We start from the raw sequence: 23464 nt of genomic DNA, 5'->3' as shown, positions 1-23464 counted from the left end.
GCGTTGCCGGCGCTCAGACCGACGGATTCTTCGACAGCGGCGGGTTGCGCGCAAAATACGCCCGGATTCCCTTCAGGATCGCGTTGGCCAGCTGCTCCTGGTGCGCGTTGTCGTTGAGCTTGCGCTCCTCTTCCGGGTTGCTGATGAAGGCGGTCTCGATCAGGATCGACGGGATGTCCGGCGCCTTCAGCACGGCAAACCCCGCCTGCTCGACGCTGCCCTTGTGCAGCTTGTTGATGCCGCCGATCTCGCCCAGCACAGCCTTGCCGACCTGCAGGCTGTCATTGATCTGCGCGGTCGTGGACAGGTCCAGCAGCACGCGCGCGACCTGCGCATCCTTGTTGCCCATATTGGCGCCGCCGATCAGGTCGGAGGCGTTTTCCTTGTTGGCCAGCCAGCGCGCCGCGGTACTCGACGCGCCGCGCTCGGACAGCGCGAACACCGACGCGCCCTTCGCCTCCGGCGACAGGAAGGCATCGGCGTGGATCGACACGAACAGGTCGGCCTGCACCCGCCGCGCCTTCTGCACGCGCACGTTCAGCGGCACGAAGAAGTCGGCGTCGCGCGTCATCATCGCGCGCATATTGGGCTGGGCATCGATCTTGGCGCGCAGCCGGTGCGCGATCTGCAGCACCACGTCCTTCTCGCGCGAGCCCGCCGCGCCGATCGCGCCCGGGTCTTCGCCGCCGTGGCCGGGATCGATCGCCACGGTCAGCAGCCGGCGCATCTTGAACGGGCGCTCGGCGGTAGGATTGTCGCGCGCCACAGGGGGCACCACGGGGGCGCTGGGCGTGGGCACCACGGGTGCGGACGGCTTGGGCCGGGCCGCGACCACCGGCGGTGGCGCGGTGGTCGGGGGCACCTCGCCCTTCTCGTCGAACCTGCGCACCAGGGCGCCGATCGCGTCTTCCTCGGCACCGGCCGGCGCGCCGGCCACGCCTTCGGCGCCCGGCTCGGGATCGGTGGTGGCGAAGCGGCGCTGCTTTTCCTCGGTCTCGCGCACCAGCTTCCACAGCGGGTCGGGCGGGTTGACCGGATACAGGTCGAACACCAGCCGGTTGCGGTAGCTGCCGATCGGCAACAGCGTGAACACCTGCGGCGCCACGTTTTCCTTCAGGTCGAACACCATGCGGACCACGCGTGGGCGGTTCTGGCCAACGCGCACGGTCTGGATATAGGGGTCATTGGGGGTGATCTTGGCGACCAGCTCGCGCAGCGTGGGCGACAGGTCCAGGCCGTCAATGTCCACCACCAGCCGGTCGGGGTCGCGGATGATCTGGTGGACCGCGGCCAGCGGCGCATCGGACTCGATGGTGACGCGCGTGTATTCCTCGGCGGGCCAGACGCGCACCGCGACAATGCCCGCGCCGAACACGATCTGTGGGCCGGCGAGGGTCAGTACCGCCGTGCCGGCGCCCAGCTTCAGTGCTTGCGCCATCCATTTGCGGCGCGCCTGCAGCAGTCCGTCGGGTCCATCAGGGCGGTCGGTGGCAAGTCGCTTGATCAGCATGCGTTCAGCAGGGTAAGTCCAGTGTGAGTATAGGCGCGCATGGCGGCGATACGGCGCTCGCCGGTATCGCTTTCCATGTCATCCGGCCCGGCCATGTCCGATTGGAGCAACACATGCAGGTCCGGTTCCCCGAGCAGCCTGCCGGCCTTCTCGGGCCATTCGACCAGGTTGAAGGCCGGTTCGGCAAAGCAGTCGCGAAACCCCGCGTCGATCCACTCCTCCGGGTCGGCAAAGCGGTACAGGTCGAAGTGGTAGACGGTCAGCGGCGAGCCGTCGGCGCGGGCGACCTCATAGGGCTCGCACAGCGTATAGGTGGGGCTGCGGACCTTGCCCGCATGGCCCAGCGCGCGCAGGATGGCGCGCGACAGCGTGGTCTTGCCGGCGCCCAGGTCGCCGGACAGCTGCACATGTACCGTGCGTGGCGGCATGGCCTGCACGGCGGAGGCCAGCGCGGCGCCCAGGCGCGCGGTGGCGGCTTCGTCGGGCAACGTCAGGGTGCGTTCTTGGAGCAAGGGCATTGCGTACAATTCAGGGATGATCGACCCAGCAGTCAAGCCGCCGGCCAGCGCGCCAGGCGCGCCCAGTGTGCCCACGGACGTGCCCCCAGGCGTGCCCACAAGCGCCCCCACCTCCAGCCACGCCGGCCAGCCGGCCGCGGGCCCGGGGGAGCTGGCGGCGCTCGCGGCATCGATCCGCGCATGGGGCGCTGCGCTGGGTTTTGCGTCGGTGCGCATTGCCGATGTCGATCTGAGCCATGCCGAGCCGGGGCTGATGGCTTGGCTCGAGCAGGGTTACCACGGCGACATGGATTATATGGCGAACCACGGCCTGCGGCGCGCCCGTCCGGCCGAACTGGTGCCCGGGACGGTGCGCGCCATCGTGGCGCGCATGCCGTACGTTCCCGCCGCCGGGGCGGCGGCGGATGCCGGCGACTGGCGCCGCCATGAACTGGCCCGGCTGGACGATCCGGCCACCGCGGTGGTGTCGCTGTACGCGCGCGGCCGCGATTATCACAAGGTGCTGCGCAGCCGTCTCCAGCAACTGGCCAGCCGGATCGAGGCCGAAATCGGAAAGTTCGGCTACCGCGTCTTTACCGATTCCGCGCCGGTGATGGAAGTGGCGCTGGCCAGCCAGGGCGGACTCGGCTGGCGCGGCAAGCATACGCTGCTGCTGGACCGCGACGGCGGCTCGATGTTCTTCCTCGGCGAGATCCTGGTCGACATCCCGCTGCCCGCCGATCCGCCCGAATCCAACCACTGCGGCAACTGCCACCGCTGTCTCGATATCTGCCCCACGCGCGCCATCGTGGCGCCCTATCGGCTGGATGCGCGCCGCTGCATTTCCTACCTGACCATCGAGCACAAGGGGCCAATCCCGGTCGAGTTCCGTGCGCCGATGGGCAACCGCGTCTACGGCTGCGACGACTGCCAGCTCGCCTGCCCCTGGAACAAGTTCGCGCACGTGGCCACGGTGCCGGACTTCGACGTGCGCAACGGGCTGGATGCGCCCGATATGGTCGGCCTGTTCGAATGGACCGAGGAAGCATTCAACCAGCGGCTGGAAGGCAGCCCGATCCGGCGCATCGGCCATGAGCGCTGGCTGCGCAACCTGGCGGTCGGGCTGGGCAACAGCCTGCGCGCGGCGGTTTCCGGCACGCGCCCGGAGGATGCCGCATTGGCCGCGCGCATCCGCACGGCGCTGCTGGCGCAGCGCGAAACCGCTACGCCGCTGGTGCGCGAGCATATTGACTGGGCGCTGGCGCAGGGCCAGCCGCCGCCGGCAGCGGCAAACAATGGTGGCTAGCTGACCAGCGCCAGCCACAGCGGCGTGGTCACGATCGCCGCCACCGTCATCACCGAGATCGTCGCCGCCACCATCGGCCCGTTGCCGCCCATGCGCACCGCCAGGATATAGGCGCTCGACGCCGTTGGCAGCGAAGCGTACAGCACCACGATCTGGTACTGCAGGGTGGTCAGCGGCAGGTGGCGCCCCACCAGCCACGCCACACACGGCATCGCCAGCAGCTTGACGCCGGTCCACCAGGCCACCGGCCCGACCGTGCCCGTGGCGCCGCTCATCTGCAGGCCCGCGCCCACCGTCATCAGCCCCAGCGCGGTGGAGGCCGAGCCCAGCCGGTTCAGCGTCATCGCCAAGACCTCGGGCGCGTGCAGCCCCATCAGGTTGGTCAGCAGGCCACCCGCGGTGGCCAGGATCAGCGGGTTGCGCGCCAGCTCCTTCCACAGCGCGGTCTCGCCGTGGCGCGCCAGCGCCCACACCGCCGCGACGTTACACAGCGGCACGGTACAGCCGACGATCACCGCCATCATGGCCAGCCCCTCGGTGCCGCCCAGGCGCGAGGCCAGCGCCAGCCCGATATAGGAGTTGAAGCGGAACGCAGTCTGCACGCCGGAGGCAAAGCTTATCGCGTCGGGCCGCAACACCCATTTGACGGCGTAGCCGCCGGCCATGCCGCAGGCCAGCACCAGCAGCGCCAGCCCGAGCATGGCCGAGGTCGACGAGAAATCGAACACCGCGCTGTTGGTCGACTGCAGCAGCAGCGCCGGGAACAGCACGAAGTACACCAGCCGTTCCACGCCGGACCAGAAGGCGCGATCGAAAGGGGAATAGCGCACCAGCAGCCAGCCGATCAGAATCAGGCTGAAATCCGGCACCAGCAGCAGGGCAGGAGACATTGTCGTTGTTGTAGTGAGGATGGCAGCATGGCGCGGCATCCGCCCACGCCGCCCTGAGGTGCCCTATGGTGCCATCCGGCCGCCGCCATCCTGTAGCGAGAGCGAGGCTGGGGAAGATAAAGGCGAAAAAACCGTAATGTGCGGACTAGGGCAGATACGGATAGGTATTTTTCCAGATTTGCGCCAGCATGGCATGCCTAGTTGTACGTCCGCCGCCATGTTGTCCCGCACCCGTTCCGCGCCGCCGCGCCCGGACACCCACCTCCGCTCCCGTTCCCGCCCTGGCTTGCCGCACGGTATGCGCCTGCACCTGGCTGCCCTGCTGGTCGCACTGTGCGCCACCACCGCGGCGGGCGCCGTGCCGTCGCCGGCGCGCGCGGTGGAGGTCGAGGGCATGCGCTTTGACGATGCCGCGCGAGTGGGCGGCAAGGAACTACTGCTCAACGGCACCGCGCTGCGCGCCGGCTTCCTCGCCAAAGGCTACGTGGCCGCGTTGTACCTGCAGGAAAAGGCCCGCAACGCGACCGTGGTATTGGGCACCTCCGGGGCCAAGCGGCTACAGTTGCGCATGCTGCGCGAGACCGAGCCGCCGGCGATCGTGCGTTCGCTGCGCCAGGGCATCAGCGACAACCACAGCGAAACGCAGGTACAGGGGCTCGCCGCGCGGCTGGCACAGTTCGAGCGCACGCTGGTAGAGCTCGGCACCGCGCACAAGGGCGACGTGATCAACCTCGATTTTTCACCGCAGACGGGTACCGTGATCGCCATCAACGGCACGCCGCGCGGCCGTCCGATCCCGGGCGAAGACTTCTACCAGGCCGTGCTGCGGGTGTTCCTGGGCGAGCGGCCGGTCGATCCGGACGTCAAGCGCGGGCTGCTGGGCGGCTGATAAGCGGGCGGCTGACCCGGGCGCGGCGCCCCCCTTTCGATTACGCTGCCGACGCACTGCCCCACCTGTGGCACTGCGACGGTTTTTTTGCTTCCGGGCGGCACCCTGCCCGGATTTCCTGACGGGAGACATGATCTCATGCAAGCTGGCAAACTCGCACTGACCCTGGCCCTGGCGGCCGCCGCTGGCGCGGCGCACGCGCAGAGCTACCCCACCAAGCCCATCCGCCTGATCATTCCGTTCGCACCCGGCGGCACCACCGACATCGTCGGCCGCGGCGCGGCGGACCAGATGAGCCGCATCCTGGGCCAGCCGGTGGTGGTGGAAAACCGCGCCGGCGGGGGCGGTTCGATCGGTGCCGACGCGATTGCCAAGGCGGCGCCGGACGGCTACACCATCGGCATCTCGACGGTGTCGACCATGGCCGTGAACCCGGCCTGCAACCCCAAGCTGTCGTACGACCCGATCAAGGACTTCAAGCCCATCACCAACCTGGCCAACGTGGCCAACGTGATCGCGGTGAACCCGAACTTCCCGGCCAAGGACTACAAAGAGTTCCTGGCCGTGCTGAAGGCCAACCCGGGCAAGTACTCGTTCGCCTCGTCGGGCACCTGCGGCTTCGGCCATATGCTGGGCGAGCAGTTCAAGGTCTCGACCAAGACCTTCATGGTCCATATCCCCTACCGTGGCGCGGGCCCGGCGCTGAACGACGTGCTCGCCGGCCAGGTGCCGATCATGGTGGACAACCTGCCGTCATCGATGCCTTACATCAAGGCCGGCAAGCTGCGCCCGATCGTGGTGGCATGGAACAAGCGCCTGGAGTCGCTGCCGAACGTGCCGACCTTCGGCGAAATGGGCCTGAAGGAGCCGAACGACCCGGCCTGGTACGGCCTGGTGGCGCCTGCCGGCACGCCTGACGACGTCATCAAGAAGCTCAACGACGCCGCCGTCAAGGCGCTGCAGGACAAGGACTTCCAGCAGCGCCTGCGCACCGCCGGCGCCGAGCCGTCGGGCAATACGCCGGCGCAGCACGCGGCGGAGATCAAGAAGGAATTCGACAAGATGAAGAATCTTGTGAAGGTACAGAACATCAAGCTGGAGCAATGATCAGGCTGGTGTGATCTCACCGCAGAAGGGCCCGCCGCAAGGCGGCCCTTTTTTCTTGTCCGGCCAAAAAGCACTAAAATCCAGCATTCGCCCCAGCCCGACCACCATGCCCGCCACCTACGACGCCATCCTCCCTGCCCCGTTCGGCAAGATCGGCGTGCGCACGGACGGCGAACGCATCCGTGCGATCGTGTACCTGCCGGAGCACGTCGAGGCCCGCGCGCCCGCCGACGCACTGACACAACGGCTGGCGGTGCAGCTCGAGGCCTACTACGCCGATCCCGACGCCCGCTTCGACCTGCCGCTGGCCCCGGCCGGCAGTGACTTCCAGCAGCGCGTCTGGCAAGCCATTGCCGCGGTGCCGCGCGGCGCGGTGACCACCTACGGCACCATCGCCGACGCCATCGGCGCGATGCCGCGCGCGGTGGGCCAGGCCTGCGGGCAGAACCCTTTCCCGATCGTGATCCCCTGTCATCGCGTGGTATCCGCGCGCGGCATCGGCGGTTTCTCCCATCATGCCGAAGACGGCTTCTACCTCGACGTCAAACGCTGGCTGCTGCGCCATGAGGGCGCCATGCTGATATGAGCGGCGCCCACGCGATACAGCCAGACAGTACCGCCGCCCCCAGCGACGCCGACGTGGCGCTGGTCGGCCGCTTCTGCGACGCGCTGTGGCTGGAAGACGGCCTGTCGCGCAACACCATCGACGCCTACCGGCGCGACCTGACGCTGCTGGCGCGCTGGCTGCAGCATGAAGGCCGTGGCGAGCTGCTGGGCGTGGACGACAGCGTGCTGTCGGCCTACTTCAACGCGCGCCACACACAGACGCGCGCGTCATCGGCCAACCGGCGCCTGGCGGTGTTCCGCCGCTTCTACCAGTGGGCACTGCGCGAGCACATGATCGAGGCCGATCCCTGCCTGCTGTTGCGCCCGGCCAAGCAGCCGCCGCGCTACCCCAAGACGCTGACCGAGGCCCAGGTCGACGCGCTGCTCGAAGCGCCCGACACCGGCACGCCGCTGGGCCTGCGCGACCGCACCATGCTCGAATTGATGTACGCCAGCGGCCTGCGCGTGTCGGAGCTGACGCAGATGAAGACCATCGAGATCGGCCTGAACGAAGGCGTGGCCCGTGTGGTCGGCGGCAAGGGCGACAAGGAGCGGCTGGTGCCGTTCGGCCAGCAGGCCGGCGACTGGCTGCGCCGCTACCTGGCGAGCGCGCGCCCCGCGCTGCTCGCCGGGCGCGCCTGCGACGCCCTCTTCGTCACGCAACGCGGCGAAGGCATGACGCGGCAGGCGTTCTGGCACCTGATCAAGCGCCATGCGCGCGATGCCGGGGTGCATGCGCCACTGTCGCCGCATACGCTGCGGCACGCCTTTGCCACGCACCTGCTCAACCACGGCGCCGACCTGCGCGTGGTGCAGCTGCTGCTGGGCCACGCCGACATCTCCACCACCCAGATCTACACGCACGTCGCGCGCGAACGCCTGCGCGAGCTGCACCAGCAGCACCACCCGCGCGGCTGAGCGGCATCCAGGACATGAGCAAAAACAAGCACGTCTCCGAAACCCCGGCCACGCAATCCCTGCGCAAGCACGGCGTGGCCTTCGGCGAGCATCCCTATGAATACGTCGAGCATGGCGGCACCGGCGAATCGGCCCGCCAGCTCGGCGTACCCGAGCACGATGTCATCAAGACGCTGGTGATGGAAGACGAGCGCGCGCAGCCGCTGGTGGTGCTGATGCACGGCGACTGCTCGGTCTCGACCAAGAACCTGGCGCGCCAGATCGGCTGCAAGAGCGTGCAGCCGTGCAAACCCGAGGTGGCGCAGCGCCACAGCGGCTACATGGTGGGCGGCACCTCGCCGTTCGGCACGCGCAAGCGCATGCCGGTGTATGTGGAAGCGACCGTGCTGGAGCTGGAACGCATCTACATCAACGGCGGCCGGCGCGGCTACCTGGTCAGCCTGGACCCAAAGCTGCTGCCGGGGCTGGTCGATGCCAAACCCGTGCAATGCGCGCTGCCTGACTGAGCTGCCGCCCGGCCGGCGCGCTACCAGTGAAAGCCGGCCCCGACCCCGACGCCATACCTGCCGTGCGTAGCCGCGGTGGCGTTGGCCTTGTAGACCCAGTTACCGCTGTCTGACATGCGCGAAGCCGCTCTTCCAAATCTAAGCAAGCCTACGCATCGCTGATGGCGACGTCTTTGCAGATTTGGACGCGCGGTCACCAACCCGAGCGCGCGGTAACGCGCGCATTCGCTGCCGGTACTCCGGCAGGCGCATTGAATTCACATTGGCGCCCCCTCTCGGGACTCCCGTCCATCCTTGCGGATGGAATCGCCAATCACACCGCCCGATAATCTGAACGGGGCCCGAGCAGGGCAGATGGGAGCAGTCCACAGCGTCGCCGACTTGCGTCAGCAGCCGCCGCAGACCGTTTTGACAGGCATTCTCGTCGCGCAGGTGGCAGGTGCCGCAGCCCGGGCAATCCCACTCCCGAATTGCGGGCGCTATCCCGCCCTCGACAACGTGACCACACGCATGGCACGTTCGCGTGGTGCCGGTTTCATCCAGCACCAGCGCATGCTTTCTGGAGCGCGTCGCGACCCACGAGAGAATGTCCTTGAATGCACCGTGCATCGTTCTGTTTCTTACCGCACGGTTGTATTTGCGGCCCTTGCCGTGGTTGGTGTTCTCCGGCACGTAGTTGCCGATCCCAATCACGTCGTAGTGCCTGCAGAGCTGGTTCGCCAGCGAATACATGAAGTGCTTTTTCTGTTCTCGCACTTTGGTTTGCATTCGCTCCACAGCGTCGTCCAAACGCTTCCAGCGGCGACTGGGACGCCAATGCGTCGACACCGTGCCATCGCCGTGGACGGTATCTACCCACAGCGACTTTGCTATGCACCGGTCACGCAGACTCGTTAGCCGATCGAGAATGCGCTCCGACTCCTTCAACTTCTCAAGATTGGACAATTCGAAGGCGCGCCCCTCAGTATCCAGAGCGTAGCCAAAGTTCTTCAGGTTCGGATCGATGTAGACCACGCGCGTGCCGCGTTGCCTGGCCTTCTTCTGCCCCTTGAGCGTGAACACAGCGAAATAGCGGTCGCGGCCCTCGCGGACGATCCGGCAAGTGCGAGCGCTCGCGATCTCCTTGGGTGTCTTCTCCATCTTCAGGCGCAGCGACAGCCGCTGTCCTTGCGCGTTCGCGCCGAACGATAGGTTGAGCCAACCGAACTGGGAAACATTCCAGCCTTTGCCTGGCTCGTCGTATTCCAGGCTCATCCAGTGCTTGGCCCATGCCTTGTACTTGACCCAGCCCACGTCTGGGCCGCAGCGCTGTCCATTCTTCGACTTTCGATGCGAGGCAATGGCCTTGGCCATGCGCAGCGCGACATTCTTCAGCGGTGAAGAAAACACACAGCGCAAGAACGGATGACGCTCCTTGAGCGGCGGCACGAGGTTGCGAAGCCCGATCTCGGAATAGACCTCCGACAGGAGCTTCTTGGTTCGCGCCTCATCAAGATAGCCATAGCCGCCGACGATGGACAACTCCGCCATGCGCGTCTCGACTTCGTCCTTGAGTCGATTCCATAGCCAGTTGCAGATTTTGGATTGCCCGTCGAGCTTGCCCGCAGCATCAGCGTCCACCACCAGACGGACCTTCCTCGCGAACTGGATAGTGGTGGGATCAGCCCTCTTGAATGGCATCTGCAGCCTCTTTCAGGGCTTTCATGGCGTGACGATTCTTGTGGGAACGGCTGCCATAGAGGCGCGCCGAAAAGACGGTAATGATCTCAAGCACGTCGCAGGCAAGATCCTCCTCATACGTCGAATCGCCTTTGGCATTGATGATGACGACTTCCGTTCCGAATTGCTCGCACAGAGCAAAAACGAGCTCTGCACCAAATCGCAAGAGCCGGTCCTTGTGTGTGATGACAAGCCGATCAACGCCTCCGGCGCAGATACGTTTGAGCAGTTGCTTGAGGCCCTTCTTCTCATAGTTCATGCCGGAGCCGAGATCCCGGATGAGTTCGAAGGGCCATCCCTTCGCAGCGCAGAACGACTCCAGCACCTGGCACTGACGCTCCAGATCGGCCTTCTGGTCGTGGCTGGAAACGCGCGCATAGGCGAGCGTAGTACGCCCGCGCTCTGCTTCCTCGACCTTCTTGCCGGCCAACTCCATTAGAGCGGTCAAATTATAGCGACGATGACCACCCGGAGTCCGATCGGCGGAGATCTTCCCGTCGGACTCCCATCGGCGAAGCGTGCCAGGGTGGATGCCCAGCATCGCGCACGCCTCCTTCATCGTAACTTTAGCAAGTATGCTCATGAGTGATAATAATTGCACACCTATAAGCAGTTTACAAGGGGCTGCTCACTTGCCCCAACGCCATCGCGGACTGTCCGCCATAGGTACTGCCCGCCATGGCGAGCATGCCCCGGCCCGGCAGCACCGCCTGCGGCAGGCTGGCCATCGCCATGGCCGACGCGATGCCGGCGTAGCTGTCGCGGCGCACATCGGCGACCTGGCGGTCGGCATAGGTGTTGGCCGCGTTGATCGTATCGGCCTGCGCCGACTGCAGCTGCGACACATTGACCGCATCCGTCGGCGCCGTGCCGGCTGCCACGTTGGTGATCTGGCGTTCGTTGCCGGCCGCGCCCACCGATACGGTGTTCTCGCGGGTGGCGACAGAGTCGGCCCCCAGCGCCACGCTGCCAGCGGCCGTGGCGGAAGCGCCCGCGCCCAGCGCGACCGCGCCCGCGGCGTTGGCGCTGGCACCGTTGCCGACGGCGACGCTGCGGTCTGCAGCGGCCACCGCATTCGCGCCTGCCGCCACGCCGTGCGTGCCCGGCGCGGCGTGGGCCGCATCGGCGCTGGTCTGGCTGCCATCCGCACGGAAATACAGGGCATCGACGCCCTGGGCGGTGCTTACGTTGGTGATCTGCTGTTCCAGCGCGCTGATCTGGCTGTTGAACTGTGCATAGATATCGGCGACCGGGGTGATTGTGCTCAACGCCGACTGCAGCTGGCTCACATTGACCGCATCGGTGAGCGCGGCGCCTGCCGCGACATTGGTCAGCCGGCGTTCCGCGCCGGGCGCGCCGACCGACACCTGGCCCACCGGCACCAGGCCGGCGAGCGCAAAGCCGGGGTTGGGGTTGAACGCCGTGGCATTGGTCATCGGCGTGGCCACGGAATACGCGCCCAGCGCCACGCTGTTGACAGCGTCGGCCCTTGCGCTGAAGCCGACCGCCACCGCATCCTTCGCCGTCGCCCCCGACTGGTTGCCAAGGGAGACCGCTTCTTCCGCCGCGACGGTCTGCCGGCCGATAGCGATGCTATGCGTGGCCGTCGCATCCGCCTCGATGCCAAGCGCCAGCCCGAACTGGCCCGCGCGCGAACCGCTACCGAAAGCCGTGGCCCAGGAATTGGTGTCATAGGTGTTCGAACCGATGATCAGCGAATTGTTGTAGTTGGCCTGCGCACCGCTGCCGATGGCTACGGCATCCATGGCTGCCGTGGTGTTGCCGCCCAGGGCGAGGCCGCGCTGGCCGATCGCCCAGGCGTCGTAGCCGATGGCTACGGTGGCCTCATCGGTAGACCTGCTGTCTACGCCGATGGCGATGCTCGGCTCGCTGGTGGCGTTGGTCGAACTCGCGCCGGTGCCGATGGCGATATTGGTGTTGTTGCCGCTGACGGTGCCGCCATCCACGGCGCCGGCCACTGCGTAGCCGGAGGCGAGCAAGGTGGTGGCGGCAGACAGGGCCAGCGTGCGCCGGCCGAACCGGGCATTGATGGACAGTAGCGGAATGGGCCGCGCGGCCAGGGCGCGACATGCCGGGGACCGACTGGCAAGCCGGCGTAAGGCGTGATTCATGCTGGGGATTTCTGGGAACAATCAGGAAAAGGAACCGGCACCGATGCGAGACTTCGCACAGGGCACACGGGCCATACAGCGGCGCACATGATGAAACGGCCGCCAATAGCCGGGATGCGGAAATATCAGATGCTATGGTTTGAATGTTTGACGTTTGTCAGCGATATCTCGCAAGCCACCGCGCGAGTGAACGCCACACCACTCCGGAGTACAGGACATCCAGCGGGGTACGGCGCTGCCGCCAGACATTCGAAGGGTCCCTCGATGCAAATCCGGGAAGACACGGACATAGCGACCCCGCCGCCGCGCTACAATCGCGCCAGCCCGAAAACACCCCACTACACATGGCCAACCTGCTTTTCGCCCTCGCCGCCTACCTGATCGGATCCATTTCCTTCGCTGTCGTTGTCAGCAAGCTGATGGGCCTGCCCGACCCGCACTCGTACGGCTCAGGCAATCCCGGCGCCACCAATGTGCTGCGCACCGGCAACAAGAAGGCCGCGATTTTCACGCTGATCGGGGATGCACTGAAGGGATGGCTGGCAGTGTGGCTGGCGGCGCGCTTCGGCCCTGCCTACGGCCTGAACGAGACCGGCCTGGCCATGGTGGCGCTGGCGGTATTCCTGGGTCACCTGTTCCCGGTGTACCACCGCTTTGCCGGCGGCAAGGGCGTGGCCACCGCGGCCGGCATCCTGCTGGCGATCAACCCGATCCTGGGCCTGGGCACGCTGGCCACGTGGCTGATCATTGCGTTCTTCTTCCGCTATTCGTCGCTGGCGGCACTGGTGGCGGCGATCTTCGCGCCGTTCTTCCATGTGCTGATGAACGGCGTCGACATCATGGCCGGGGCGATCTCCCTGATCAGCGTGCTACTGATCGCGCGGCATCGGCAGAATATCGCCAAGCTGCTGGCTGGGAAGGAAAGCCGGATCGGTGAGAAGAAGAAGGTCTGAGCCTTACGCTTCGGCTCCCCCGAACAGCATCTCCACCCGGAACCCGCCACCGTCGGCATTCACCAGGTTCAGCTTCCCCCCTGCCTGCCGCACGAGCCGGTCCACGATCGCCAGGCCCAACCCGGAATGCGCGTTCCCCCCGCGTGCCGGGTCCAGCCGCACGAAGGGCAACGTAACGCGCTCCTTGTCCTCGTCCGGGATGCCTGCCCCATGGTCCTCCACCACCAGCAGGTAGCCCTCGGGCGTGCGCGTAGTGGCAATACACACCGGCGGCTTGCCATACGCATAGGCGTTGTCGACCAGGTTGCCGACGATGCGGTCGAGCTGCGTGGCGATCATGCGGAAGCCTTCGCCCGCGCCCAATGACAGGACCACCTGCCGCTCCTGCTCCGCCAGCGACGCGGCCAGCTCGTTGACACGCTTGTCCACCGGCACCGGCCGCGCGGTCGATTCGCTGGTCTGCGCAAAGCTCAGGAACTGCTCGACGATCGCCGACATGGACTCAACGTCGCGCGTGACCCCTGCCGCAGCCTTGGGATCGGCCAGCATCTCCGCGCGCAGCCGCAGCCGCGCCAGCGGCGTCTTCAAATCATGCGCGATGCCGGCCAGCATGGTGTTGCGCTCCTGGTCGATGCGCGCCAGGTCGGCCACCATGCGGTTGAAGCGCTCGATCAGCTGGCGCAGCTCGTGCGGTCCACGCTCGCGCAAGGGCGGCACCGCGTGCTGGCGCGACAGTAGCTCGGCCGCATTGGCCATGTCGCGCACCGGCCGCTGGATCTGCCACGCGATCAGCACCGCGAACACGATTGCCACGCCCACCACCAGCATCACGCCCGGCACCAGCCGGTTGTCCGGCGGCGGGTTGTGAACCCACAGGATCGGCATGGCGATCCAGTTGGCGCGGTCCGGCAGCTTGATCCAGATGCGCGGCGTGGTCTCGTCCTCGAGGCGGATCTCGGTGCCTTGCGGCAGCCGCGAGATGAACTGCTCGACCAGCCGGCGCGAGCGCCCGCCCTTGGGCACAGTGGCGAGCTCCTCGGCGCTGGCGGTGCTGGCGGTCTCCACCAGGCTGGGCAGCTTCGCCGGCGGGCGCGCATCGAGCGCGCGCTCGATGCTGTCGAGCTGGAACAGCATCTGCTCGACGGAGTAGTCGACCTGCTGCTGGCGGCGGTCCATGCGCAGGATGGCGAGCCAGGAGAAATGGCTGATCACGAGCACGGCAGCAATCAGCAGGGCAATGCGGCCGAACAGGGTGTCGATACGTCGCAACTTCATCGGGTAGCAGGGTCTGGTGGCACGCGGCGCCAGGGGGCGGGCGCCGCGGCTTTTATTCGGGGAGCCCCGCGGACATCTCTTCCGCTTCGTCGGGCACGAAGGTGTAGCCACGCCCGCGCACGGTCTGGATATAGCGCGGGCGCTGCGCGTCTTCATCGAGCAGCCGGCGCAGGCGCCAGATCTGCACGTCGATGCCGCGGTCGCTAATGCCGCTGGCGCTGCCGTACATCAGCTCGACGATGCGCTCGCGCGACAGCACTTCGAGCGGATGCATCAGCAGCAGCTTGAGCAGCGCGAACTCGGTATCGCTGATCGACAGCGGCTGGCCCGCGCGCTGCAGCGTGCGCTGGCGGAAATTGACGCGGAAGGGGCCGAAGGCGACCGATTCGCGGTCCTCGGGCGCGGCCGCGGGACGCGCCAGCTTGCGGCGCAGCACGGCGTTGATGCGCGCCAGCAGCTCGCGCGGCGAGAACGGCTTGCCCAGGTAGTCATCGGCGCCGATCTCCAGGCCGACGATGCGGTCGATCTCGTCGCTGCGCGCGGTCAGCAGGATCACCGGGATATCGTCGTTCTTGGCGCGCAGGTTGCGCAGCGCGGTCAGGCCGTCGACCTTGGGCATCATCAGGTCCAGCACGATCAGCGCCGGGCGCTCGCGCTCCAGGCGCGCCTGCAGGCCGTCGCCGTCATGCATCACCGAGACGGCAAAACCTTGCTGGGTCAGGTATTCGCGCAGCAGGTCGCGGAGTTCGGGATCGTCGTCGACGACGAGGATCTGGGTAGGCTGGTTCGTTCGCATAGGCACATGATAGTCAGCCCGGGCGGCGCACACGCCGGATTGGCCGGGCGGTTTTGTTTCCGGAGGTTACACCCGGGGCGCTGGTAATCCGCTGTAATAAAACCGCCAGGCGCGGAAATACGGGCGCCCGGCCCCGCACATTATCCTTGCGGCATGACTTGCCTTCGGCGCCACGCGTATGCGCGCCGCACGGCACTTGGCGGCCCGCCGCCGGCCCCGCGCAGCACCCAGGCGCGCTCCCGGGCCGGTGCTGTTTGCGTTGCGGCATACTGCTGCATCGCCACTTGCCAGCCGAACACTGCCGGCGCGCCGCGCGCGCCGCTCCCAGGATTTGCGGATATGTCCAACCCCGAACAAGGCCAACCTACTCCCTCCCCCGCTTCGCCTCCTCCGTCTTCGCGCCCGCCCGAAGGCAAGCCGCCCCGGCGCCCGGCCCGGCGTGGGCTCTATATTGGCCTGCTGGTGCTGCTGCTGGCCGGCGGCGCCTGGTACTGGTACGCCCACCGCAGCCCGGCCCCGGCCGGCACGGCGGGCGCGCCGGGTGGCGCCAGCGGGCCCGGCGCACGCGGGGGCCCAGGCGGCGCCGGCATGCCGCGCTCGCCGGTGGTGGTGGCCGAGGTAGCCAGGCGCGACATGGACGTGGTGCTCAACGGCCTGGGCAACGTCACGCCGGTGTCCAACGTCACCGTGCGCGCGCAGGTGTCGGGGCCGCTGCTGAAGGTGCTGTTCAAGGAAGGCCAGATGGTCAAGGCCGGCGACGTGCTGGCCGAGATCGACCCGCGCCCGTTCCAGGCGGCGCTGGACCAGGCCGTGGGCCAGCTCGCGCGCGACCAGGCGCTGCTGCAGAACGCCAGGCTCGACCAGCAGCGCTACCGCACGCTGCTGGGCCAGGACTCGATCTCCAAGCAGCAGGTCGATACCCAGGACGCGCTGGTGCGCCAGTACGAGGGCGTGGTCAAGACCGACCAGGGCAATGTCGCCAACGCGCGCCTGCAGCTGGGCTATACGAAGATCGTGGCGCCGGTGTCGGGCCGCATCGGCCTGCGCCAGGTCGACCCGGGCAATATCGTCAACACCAGCGACACCAACGGCATCGCGCTGATCACGCAGATCCAGCCGATCGCCGTGATGTACACCATCCCCGAGGACAACCTGCCGTCGGTACTGAAGAAGCTCAATGCCGGCGAAGAACTGCCGGTGCAGGCGTGGGACCGCCAGGTGCGCAACCAGCTGGGAGAAGGCACGCTGCTGACCACCGACAACCAGATCGACACCACCACCGGCACGGTCAAGCTCAAGGCGGTCTTCCCCAATGCCGACGGCATGCTGTTCCCGAACCAGTTCGTCAACGTGCGCACGCGCGTGGATACGCTCAAGGACGCCACCGTGATCCCGGTGGCGGCGATCCAGCGCGGCCAGCAGGGCACGTTCGTCTACACGGTCGACGACAGCGGCAAGGTCAAGGTGCAGGTGATCACGCTCGGGCCGGGCGATGGCAGCCGCAATGCGGTGCTCAAGGGCCTGGAGCCGGGCCAGCGCGTGGTCATCGACGGCGCCGACCGACTCAAGGAAGGCATGACGGTCGAAGCCGTGGACCCGGCCGCGCGCGCCGCCGCGGTGGTGCCGGCCAGCCAGCCGCGCGCACGCGGCCGGCGCCGCGATGGTGGCGGCGCTGGCGGCGCCAGCGGTGCGCACGGCGATGCCAGCGGCGCGGCAGCGTCGGGCGCGGCGGCGGAACACCGCCGCCACCGCCAGGCCGGCGCCAGCGCCCCGCCCGCCAGCGGCACGCAGCAGTAAGGACGCCGCATGAACCCCTCACGCCTCTTCATCGAGCGCCCGGTCGCCACGGCGCTGCTGATGCTGGCCATCCTGCTGTCCGGGCTGGTGGCCTACCGGCTGCTGCCGCTGTCGGCGCTGCCCGAAGTGGACTACCCGACCATCCAGGTCACCACGCTCTACCCCGGCGCCAGCCCGGACGTGATGACCTCGTCGGTGACCGCGCCACTGGAGCGCCAGTTCGGCCAGATGCCGGGCCTGAAGCAGATGTCGTCGTCCTCGTCGGGCGGCGCCTCGGTGATCACGCTGCAGTTCGAGCTGACGCTGCCGCTGGACGTGGCCGAGCAGGAGGTCCAGGCCGCGATCAATGCCGGCAGCAACCTGCTGCCGTCCGACCTGCCGATGCCGCCGGTCTACAGCAAGGTCAACCCGGCCGACGCGCCGATCATGACCATCGCCATGACCTCCGACACCATGCCGCTGCCCAAGCTGCAGGACATGGTCGACACGCGCGTGGCGCAGAAGATCTCGCAGATCCAGGGCGTGGGGCTGGTCACCATCAGCGGCGGCCAGCGCCCCGCGGTGCGCATCCAGGCCAACCCGACCGCACTGGCTTCCCTGGACATGTCGATCGACGACCTGCGCACCGCGATCGGGTCGTCCAACGTCAACGGCGCCAAGGGCAGCTTCGACGGGCCCGCGCGCGCCTCCACCATCGACGCCAACGACCAGCTGCGCTCGGCCGACGAGTACCGCCAGATCATCCTGGGCTACAAGAACGGCGCGCCGATCCGCATCACCGACGTGGCCGAGATCGTCGACGGCCCCGAGAACAGCCGCCTGGCCGCATGGGCCAACGACAAGCCCGCGATCGTGCTGAATATCCAGCGCCAGCCGGGTGCCAACGTGATCGAGGTGGTGGACCGCATCAAGACGCTGCTGCCGCAGCTGCAGAACGCGCTGCCGGCCTCGGTCCACGTGCAGCTGCTGACCGACCGCACCACCACCATCCGCGCCTCGGTCGAGGACGTGCAGTTCGAACTGCTGCTGGCGATCGCGCTGGTGGTTCTGGTGATCTTCCTGTTCCTGCGCAACATCCCCGCCACCATCATCCCGGGCGTGGCGGTGCCGCTGTCGCTGGTCGGCACCTTCGGCGTGATGTACATGGCCGGATTCTCGATCAACAACCTGACGCTGATGGCGCTGACCATCGCCACCGGCTTCGTGGTCGACGATGCGATCGTGATGATCGAGAACATCATGCGCTACATCGAGAAAGGCGATTCGCCGATGGAGGCGGCGCTGAAGGGTTCTAAACAAATTGGCTTCACCATCATCTCGCTGACCTTCTCGCTGGTGGCGGTGCTGATCCCGCTGCTGTTCATGGGCGACGTGGTCGGACGCCTGTTCCGCGAGTTCGCGATCACGCTGGCGGTGTCGATCCTGATCTCGGCGGTGGTGTCGCTGACGCTCACGCCGATGATGTGCGCGCGCCTGCTGCACCACGTGCCGGAAGAAAAGCTGTCGCGCTTCCACCGCTCCACCGGCCGCTTCTTCGACAACGTGATCGAGCGCTACGGCCGCGCGCTGGAGTGGGTGCTCGATCGCCAGAAGGCGACGCTGGTCGTGGCCGTGGCCACGCTGGTGCTGACCGGACTGCTGTACCTGCTGGTGCCCAAGGGCTTCTTCCCGGTGCAGGACACCGGCGTGATCCAGGGCATCACCGAGGCCGCGCAGACCACCTCGTTCGACGCCATGGCGCGCAAGCAGCACGCGGTGGCCAAGGTGGTGATGCAGGATCCGGCCGTGGCAAGCCTGTCGTCGTTTATCGGCGTGGATGGCACCAACACCACGCTCAACGCCGGGCGCATGCTGATCAACCTCAAGCCCAAGGGCGAGCGCGACCCCATCGAAGTGGTCACGCAGCGGCTGCAGCAGGCGGTGCACGACCTGGGCGGCGTGTCGCTGTTCACGCAGCCGGTGCAGGACCTGACCATCGAAGACAAGGTGTCGCGCACGCAGTACCAGTTCACGGTGGAAGATCCCGATCCCGAGACGCTGGCCACGTGGGTACCGAACCTGGTGGAACGCCTGCGCCAGGAACCCGAGCTGCGCGACGTCACCAGCGACCAGCAGAACAACGGCCTGCGCGCCTATGTCGATATCGACCGCGACGCCGCGGCGCGCTTCGGCATCACCACCGCGGTGATCGACAGCGCACTGTACAGTGCCTTCGGCCAGCGCCTGGTGTCGACCATCTTCACGCAGTCGAGCCAGTACCGCGTGGTGCTGGAGACCATGCCCGAGTTCCGCAAGAGCCCGCAGTCGCTGGCCGACCTGCGCCTGCCCTCCTCCTCGGGCGGCCAGGTACCGCTGGGCGCGTTCGCGCGCATCACCGAGCGCACCGGCCCGCTGGTGATCAACCACCAGGGGCAGTTCCCGGCGGCGACGATCTCGTTCAACCTGGCGCACGGCGAATCGCTGGGCGCCGCGGTCGACAAGATCACCAAGGTCGAACAGGAGCTGGGCCTGCCGATCTCGATGCAGACCAGCTTCCAGGGCGCCGCGCTGGCGTTCCGCGCCTCGCTGTCGAACACGCTGTGGCTGATCCTGGCCGCGGTGGTGACGATGTATATCGTGCTGGGCGTGCTGTATGAAAGCACCATCCATCCCGTCACCATCCTGTCGACGCTGCCGTCGGCGGGCGTGGGCGCGCTGCTGGCGCTGCTGGTGGCGGGGCAGGACCTGGGCATCATTGCCATCATCGGCATCATCCTGCTGATCGGTATCGTCAAGAAGAACGCGATCATGATGATCGACTTCGCGCTCGAGGCCGAGCGCGAGGGCGGCATGCGCCCGCGCGACGCGATCTTCCAGGCCTGCCTGCTGCGTTTCCGCCCGATCCTGATGACCACCATGGCGGCCCTGCTGGCGGCACTGCCGCTGATGCTGGGCTCCGGCATCGGCAGCGAGCTGCGCCGGCCGCTCGGTGTGACCATGGTGGGCGGCCTGCTGGTCAGCCAGGTGCTGACGCTGTTCACCACGCCGGTGATCTACCTGGCGTTCGACCGCGTGGCCACGCGCGTGAAGGGCTGGCGCAAGCGGCGCTTCGGCGATCCTGAGGAAGGCGGCACGGGTGACGAACCGCCTGGCCCGCAGGAGCCGGTGCAGCGATGAACCTCTCCGCTGCCTTTATCCACCGGCCGGTCGCGACCGCGCTGCTGACGCTCGGCATCCTGCTGGCGGGGCTTGCCGCGCTGCGGCTGCTGCCGGTGTCGCCGCTGCCGCAGGTGGACTTCCCCACCATCTCGGTGTCGGCCTCGCTGCCGGGCGCGAGTCCTGAAACGATGGCCGCCACCGTGGCCACGCCGCTTGAGCGTGCGCTCGGCACCATCGCTGGCGTGACCGAGATCACGTCGAGCAGCTCGCTCGGCTCGACCCGCGTGACGCTGCAGTTCGACCTGTCGCGCAATATCGACGGCGCCGCGCGCGACGTGCAGGCGGCGATCAATGCCTCGCGCGCCACGCTGCCGACCAGCCTGCCCAACAACCCGACCTACCGCAAGGTCAACCCGGCCGACGCGCCGATCATGATCATCGCACTGACCTCGCCGACGATGACACGAGGGCAGCTCTATGACGCGGCCTCGACCATCCTGGCGCAGAAGCTGTCGCAGGTGGAGGGCGTGGGCCAGGTCACTATCGGCGGCGCGTCGCTGCCGGCTGTGCGGGTGGAACTGAATCCCACCGCGCTGAACAACTACGGCATCTCGCTGGAGGACGTGCGCAACACCATCAGCGCGACCAACGCCAACCGGCCCCTGGGCACGCTGGAAAACACCACCAGCAACTGGCAGGTCTACGCCAACGACCAGGCAATGAAGGCGGAAGACTACATGCCGCTGATCATCCGCTACGCCACGCCGGGGACCTTCTCGTCGACGTCGGCGGGTGCGCTGATTGCCAGCACCGCCAACGCCGCCGCCAGCGGCGGCGTCAGCACCAAGGTGGTCAACGGCGTGACCGTGACCACGCTGACCACCAGCAGCGGCACCACTACCATTACCAGCGGCGCCACCGGCGGCACCAGCGCCACCAGCGGGCCCAATTCGTTCGCGGTGCCGGTGCGGCTGCGCGACGTGGCCAATGTGGTCGACTCGGTGCAGGACATCCGCAATGCAGGCTCGGCCAACGGCAAGCCGTCGGTGCTGCTGGTGCTGAACCGCTCGCCGGGCGCCAACATCATCGAGACCGTCGACCGCGTCAACGAGATGCTGCCGCAACTGCAGAAGATGATCCCGGCGGCGATCTCGATGGACGTGATGATGGACCGCACGCCCACCATCCGCGCCTCGCTGCGCGAGGTCGAGCACACGCTGATGATTTCGGTGGCGCTGGTGATCATGGTGGTGTTCGTGTTCCTGCGCAATGTGCGCGCCACCTTTATCCCCAGTGTGGCGGTGCCGGTGTCGCTGATCGGCACCTTCTCGGTGATGTACCTGGCCGGGTTCTCGCTGAACAACCTGTCGCTGATGGCGCTGACGATTGCCACCGGCTTCGTGGTCGACGATGCCATCGTGGTGCTGGAGAATATCTCTCGCCACATCGAGGAAGGCATGAAGCCGCTCGCCGCGGCGCTGCGCGGTGCGCGCGAGGTCGGCTTCACGGTGCTGTCGATGAGCCTGTCGCTGATCGCGGTATTCATTCCGCTGCTGATGATGGGCGGGATCGTGGGCCGGCTGTTCCAGGAGTTCGCGATCACGCTGTCGGTGGCGATCCTGGTTTCGCTGGTGGTGTCTCTGACCACCACGCCGATGATGTGCGCACGGCTGCTGCGTCCGCCCGAGCCGGAGAAGCAGGGCCGCTTCTTCCGCGCCACCGAGCGCATGTTCCAGTGGCTGCACGACGGCTATGCGCGCTCGCTGTCCACGGCGCTGCGCCTGAGCCCGCTGGTGTGGCTGGTGCTGATCGCCACCATCGCGCTCAACGTGTACCTGTACGTGATCGTGCCCAAGGGCTTCTTCCCGCAGCAGGACACCGGCCGGCTGATCGGCTTTATCCGCGCCGACCAGGCCACCTCGTTCCAGGCGATGCGCGGCAAGCTCGACAGCTTTATCACGATCGTGCGCTCGGATCCGGCGGTGGAGAACGTGACCGGCTTTACCGGCGGTTCGCAGCGCAATACGGGGCAGATGTTCGTCACGCTCAAGCCGCTGTCCGAGCGCAAGGAATCCGCCGACGCGATCATTGCGCGACTGCGCGACAAGCTGGCCAAGGAGCCGGGCGCGAGACTGTTCCTGCAGTCGGTGCAGGATATCCGCGTGGGCGGGCGGCAGAGCAGCTCGCAGTACCAGTTCACGCTGCAGTCCGACGATCTGGAGGTCTTGCGTGTGTGGGAGCCCAAGGTGCGGGCAGCGCTGTCCAACCTGAAGGGGCTGGAGGACATCGATACCGACACCAACGACAAGGGCCTGCAGACCTCGGTGATCATCGACCGCGATGCGGCCTCGCGTCTGGGCGTGACCGCGCAGCAGATCGATGCGGTGCTCAACGATGCCTTCGGCCAGCGGCTGGTGTCGACCATCTATCACCCGCTCAACCAGTACCGCGTGGTAATGGAGCTGAGCCAGGAATACCTGCAGGGCCCGAACGCGCTCAAGGACATCTACGTGGTTACCGGCAACGGCAACCGCGTGCCGCTGGCGGCGTTCTCGCGCGTGGTGCCGACCAGCACGCCGCTGGGCGTGAACCACCAGGGGCAGTTCGCGGCGTCGACGATCTCGTTCAACCTGGCCGAGGGCATGTCGCTGTCGCAGGCGACCGATGCCGTCACGCGCGAGATGGCGCGCATCGGCGTGCCGGAGACCTTGCGCGCCAACTTCCAGGGCGGCGCCAAGGCGTTCCAGGACTCGCTCAAGAGCCAGCCGGTCCTGATCCTGGCGGCGCTGATCACGATCTATATCGTGCTGGGCGTGCTGTATGAAAGCTACGTGCATCCGCTGACGATCCTGTCGACGCTGCCCTCGGCGGGCGTGGGCGCGCTGCTGGCGCTGCTGGCGTCGAAAACGGACTTCAGCATCATCGCGCTGATCGGCGTGATCCTGCTGATCGGCATCGTGAAAAAGAACGCGATCATGATGATCGACTTCGCCATCGACGCCGAACGGCGCGAAGGGCTGTCGCCGCGCGACGCGATCTACCGCGCCTGCCTGCTGCGCTTCCGCCCGATCCTGATGACCACCATGGCCGCCCTGCTGGGCGCGGTGCCGCTGGCGATCGGCCGCGGCGACGGTGCCGAGCTGCGCGCGCCGCTGGGCATCTCCATTGTCGGCGGGCTGGTGGTGAGCCAGCTGCTGACCCTGTACACCACGCCGGTGGTTTACCTGACGCTGGACCGCTGGCGCCTGAAGGTCAAGGCCTGGCGCCAGCGCCGCCGTGGCACTGGCACGCCGGACCAGCCGGCCGCCGTCTAGATTTGCAGAGACTCGCTGTCAACTACCCCGGCCTAAAGGCCGGAGCTTGAAAGGCAACTGACAAGCTCGGGTTGACCAGGCAAAGCGGTAGCCAATCCGCTACGTTGCGCG

The 23464-nt window shown here is 67.3% G+C and carries 19 protein-coding genes; 10 read left to right on the top strand and 9 right to left on the bottom strand.

Going from position 1 to position 23464, the window contains the following annotated elements:
* Positions 1 to 13: 13 nt before the first annotated feature.
* Positions 14 to 1510, bottom strand: coding sequence for an N-acetylmuramoyl-L-alanine amidase (locus AC10V3_RS02940; protein WP_022533683.1), 1497 nt, complete (start codon positions 1508 to 1510; stop codon positions 14 to 16).
* The gene (gene tsaE / locus AC10V3_RS02935) at positions 1504 to 2028 is read right to left on the bottom strand and encodes a tRNA (adenosine(37)-N6)-threonylcarbamoyltransferase complex ATPase subunit type 1 TsaE (RefSeq protein WP_349605585.1); all 525 of its coding nucleotides are present in this window, start codon (positions 2026 to 2028) and stop codon (positions 1504 to 1506) included. The genes AC10V3_RS02940 and tsaE overlap by 7 nt, the downstream gene beginning before the upstream one ends.
* A 16-nt stretch (positions 2029 to 2044) precedes the next feature.
* On the opposite strand from tsaE, the gene queG reads away from it, so the two are divergent.
* Positions 2045 to 3313 (top strand): tRNA epoxyqueuosine(34) reductase QueG, encoded by a 1269-nt coding sequence (gene queG, locus AC10V3_RS02930; protein WP_374063644.1) that lies wholly within the window; start codon positions 2045 to 2047, stop codon positions 3311 to 3313.
* Here queG and AC10V3_RS02925 read toward each other — a convergent pair.
* On the bottom strand, positions 3310 to 4203 hold the full coding sequence (locus AC10V3_RS02925; RefSeq protein WP_022533680.1) for an AEC family transporter: 894 nt from the start codon (positions 4201 to 4203) through the stop codon (positions 3310 to 3312). The two genes, queG and AC10V3_RS02925, sit on opposite strands and share 4 nt — an antisense overlap.
* Positions 4204 to 4501: 298 nt before the next feature.
* On the opposite strand from AC10V3_RS02925, the gene AC10V3_RS02920 reads away from it, so the two are divergent.
* The 5 genes from AC10V3_RS02920 (at position 4502) to AC10V3_RS02900 (ending at position 8229) form a co-directional block, all read left to right on the top strand.
* Positions 4502 to 5092, top strand: coding sequence for a chalcone isomerase family protein (locus tag AC10V3_RS02920; RefSeq protein WP_022533679.1), 591 nt, complete (start codon positions 4502 to 4504; stop codon positions 5090 to 5092).
* A gap of 138 nt (positions 5093 to 5230) precedes the next feature.
* Positions 5231 to 6199 (top strand): tripartite tricarboxylate transporter substrate binding protein BugE, encoded by a 969-nt coding sequence (locus AC10V3_RS02915; protein ID WP_349605583.1) that lies wholly within the window; start codon positions 5231 to 5233, stop codon positions 6197 to 6199.
* A gap of 106 nt (positions 6200 to 6305) precedes the next feature.
* Positions 6306 to 6785, top strand: coding sequence for a methylated-DNA--[protein]-cysteine S-methyltransferase (locus tag AC10V3_RS02910; protein WP_041680945.1), 480 nt, complete (start codon positions 6306 to 6308; stop codon positions 6783 to 6785).
* On the top strand, positions 6782 to 7723 hold the full coding sequence (gene xerD, locus AC10V3_RS02905; protein ID WP_022533676.1) for a site-specific tyrosine recombinase XerD: 942 nt from the start codon (positions 6782 to 6784) through the stop codon (positions 7721 to 7723). The genes AC10V3_RS02910 and xerD overlap by 4 nt, the downstream gene beginning before the upstream one ends.
* Positions 7724 to 7737: 14 nt before the next feature.
* Complete coding sequence (locus tag AC10V3_RS02900) at positions 7738 to 8229, top strand: aminoacyl-tRNA deacylase (protein WP_349605582.1); 492 nt, start codon at positions 7738 to 7740, stop codon at positions 8227 to 8229.
* A gap of 20 nt (positions 8230 to 8249) precedes the next feature.
* Here AC10V3_RS02900 and AC10V3_RS02895 read toward each other — a convergent pair whose 3' ends face one another.
* The 4 genes from AC10V3_RS02895 to AC10V3_RS02880 are packed head-to-tail and all read right to left on the bottom strand — an operon-like array spanning position 8250 to position 12080.
* Positions 8250 to 8345, bottom strand: a complete 96-nt coding sequence (locus AC10V3_RS02895) for a YadA-like family protein (protein WP_367576161.1) — start codon at positions 8343 to 8345, stop codon at positions 8250 to 8252.
* 22 nt (positions 8346 to 8367) lie between these two features.
* Positions 8368 to 9909: an RNA-guided endonuclease InsQ/TnpB family protein gene (locus AC10V3_RS02890; protein ID WP_022533674.1), complete on the bottom strand. Its 1542-nt coding sequence runs from the start codon at positions 9907 to 9909 to the stop codon at positions 8368 to 8370.
* Positions 9890 to 10531, bottom strand: a complete 642-nt coding sequence (locus tag AC10V3_RS02885; protein WP_041680944.1) for an IS607 family transposase — start codon at positions 10529 to 10531, stop codon at positions 9890 to 9892. The genes AC10V3_RS02890 and AC10V3_RS02885 overlap by 20 nt, the downstream gene beginning before the upstream one ends.
* A 31-nt stretch (positions 10532 to 10562) precedes the next feature.
* Positions 10563 to 12080 (bottom strand): YadA family autotransporter adhesin, encoded by a 1518-nt coding sequence (locus AC10V3_RS02880; protein WP_349605581.1) that lies wholly within the window; start codon positions 12078 to 12080, stop codon positions 10563 to 10565.
* Positions 12081 to 12424: 344 nt separating this feature from the next.
* Here AC10V3_RS02880 and plsY point away from each other — a divergent pair, with 344 nt between their 5' ends.
* The gene (gene plsY, locus AC10V3_RS02875) at positions 12425 to 13033 is read left to right on the top strand and encodes a glycerol-3-phosphate 1-O-acyltransferase PlsY (RefSeq protein WP_349605580.1); all 609 of its coding nucleotides are present in this window, start codon (positions 12425 to 12427) and stop codon (positions 13031 to 13033) included.
* A 3-nt stretch (positions 13034 to 13036) separates the two neighbouring features.
* Here the strand turns inward: plsY and AC10V3_RS02870 are convergent, their stop codons facing one another.
* Both AC10V3_RS02870 and AC10V3_RS02865 read right to left on the bottom strand, forming a co-directional pair.
* A complete protein-coding gene (locus AC10V3_RS02870; protein ID WP_022533670.1) occupies positions 13037 to 14308 on the bottom strand; it encodes an ATP-binding protein in 1272 nt (423 codons plus the stop codon).
* 52 nt (positions 14309 to 14360) lie between these two features.
* Positions 14361 to 15104 (bottom strand): response regulator, encoded by a 744-nt coding sequence (locus AC10V3_RS02865; protein WP_022533669.1) that lies wholly within the window; start codon positions 15102 to 15104, stop codon positions 14361 to 14363.
* A gap of 339 nt (positions 15105 to 15443) precedes the next feature.
* Between AC10V3_RS02865 and AC10V3_RS02860 the strand changes: the two genes are divergently transcribed.
* From AC10V3_RS02860 to AC10V3_RS02850, 3 genes are read left to right on the top strand one after another with little or no spacing between them, the layout of a single operon-like run.
* A complete protein-coding gene (locus AC10V3_RS02860; RefSeq protein ID WP_349605578.1) occupies positions 15444 to 16901 on the top strand; it encodes an MdtA/MuxA family multidrug efflux RND transporter periplasmic adaptor subunit in 1458 nt (485 codons plus the stop codon).
* 9 nt (positions 16902 to 16910) lie between these two features.
* Complete coding sequence (locus AC10V3_RS02855; protein ID WP_454751586.1) at positions 16911 to 20057, top strand: MdtB/MuxB family multidrug efflux RND transporter permease subunit; 3147 nt, start codon at positions 16911 to 16913, stop codon at positions 20055 to 20057.
* Positions 20054 to 23353 carry an efflux RND transporter permease subunit gene (locus tag AC10V3_RS02850; protein ID WP_490923090.1) on the top strand — a complete coding sequence of 1100 codons (3300 nt, stop codon included), beginning with the start codon at positions 20054 to 20056 and terminating at the stop codon, positions 23351 to 23353. Before AC10V3_RS02855 ends, AC10V3_RS02850 begins: the two co-directional genes overlap by 4 nt.
* Positions 23354 to 23464: the final 111 nt, after the last annotated feature.

It is taken from the genome of Cupriavidus sp. PB-02, from assembly GCF_058252315.1.
The sequence above is the reverse complement of the archived record's forward strand: the minus strand, read 5'-3'. Positions and strand labels throughout refer to the sequence as shown.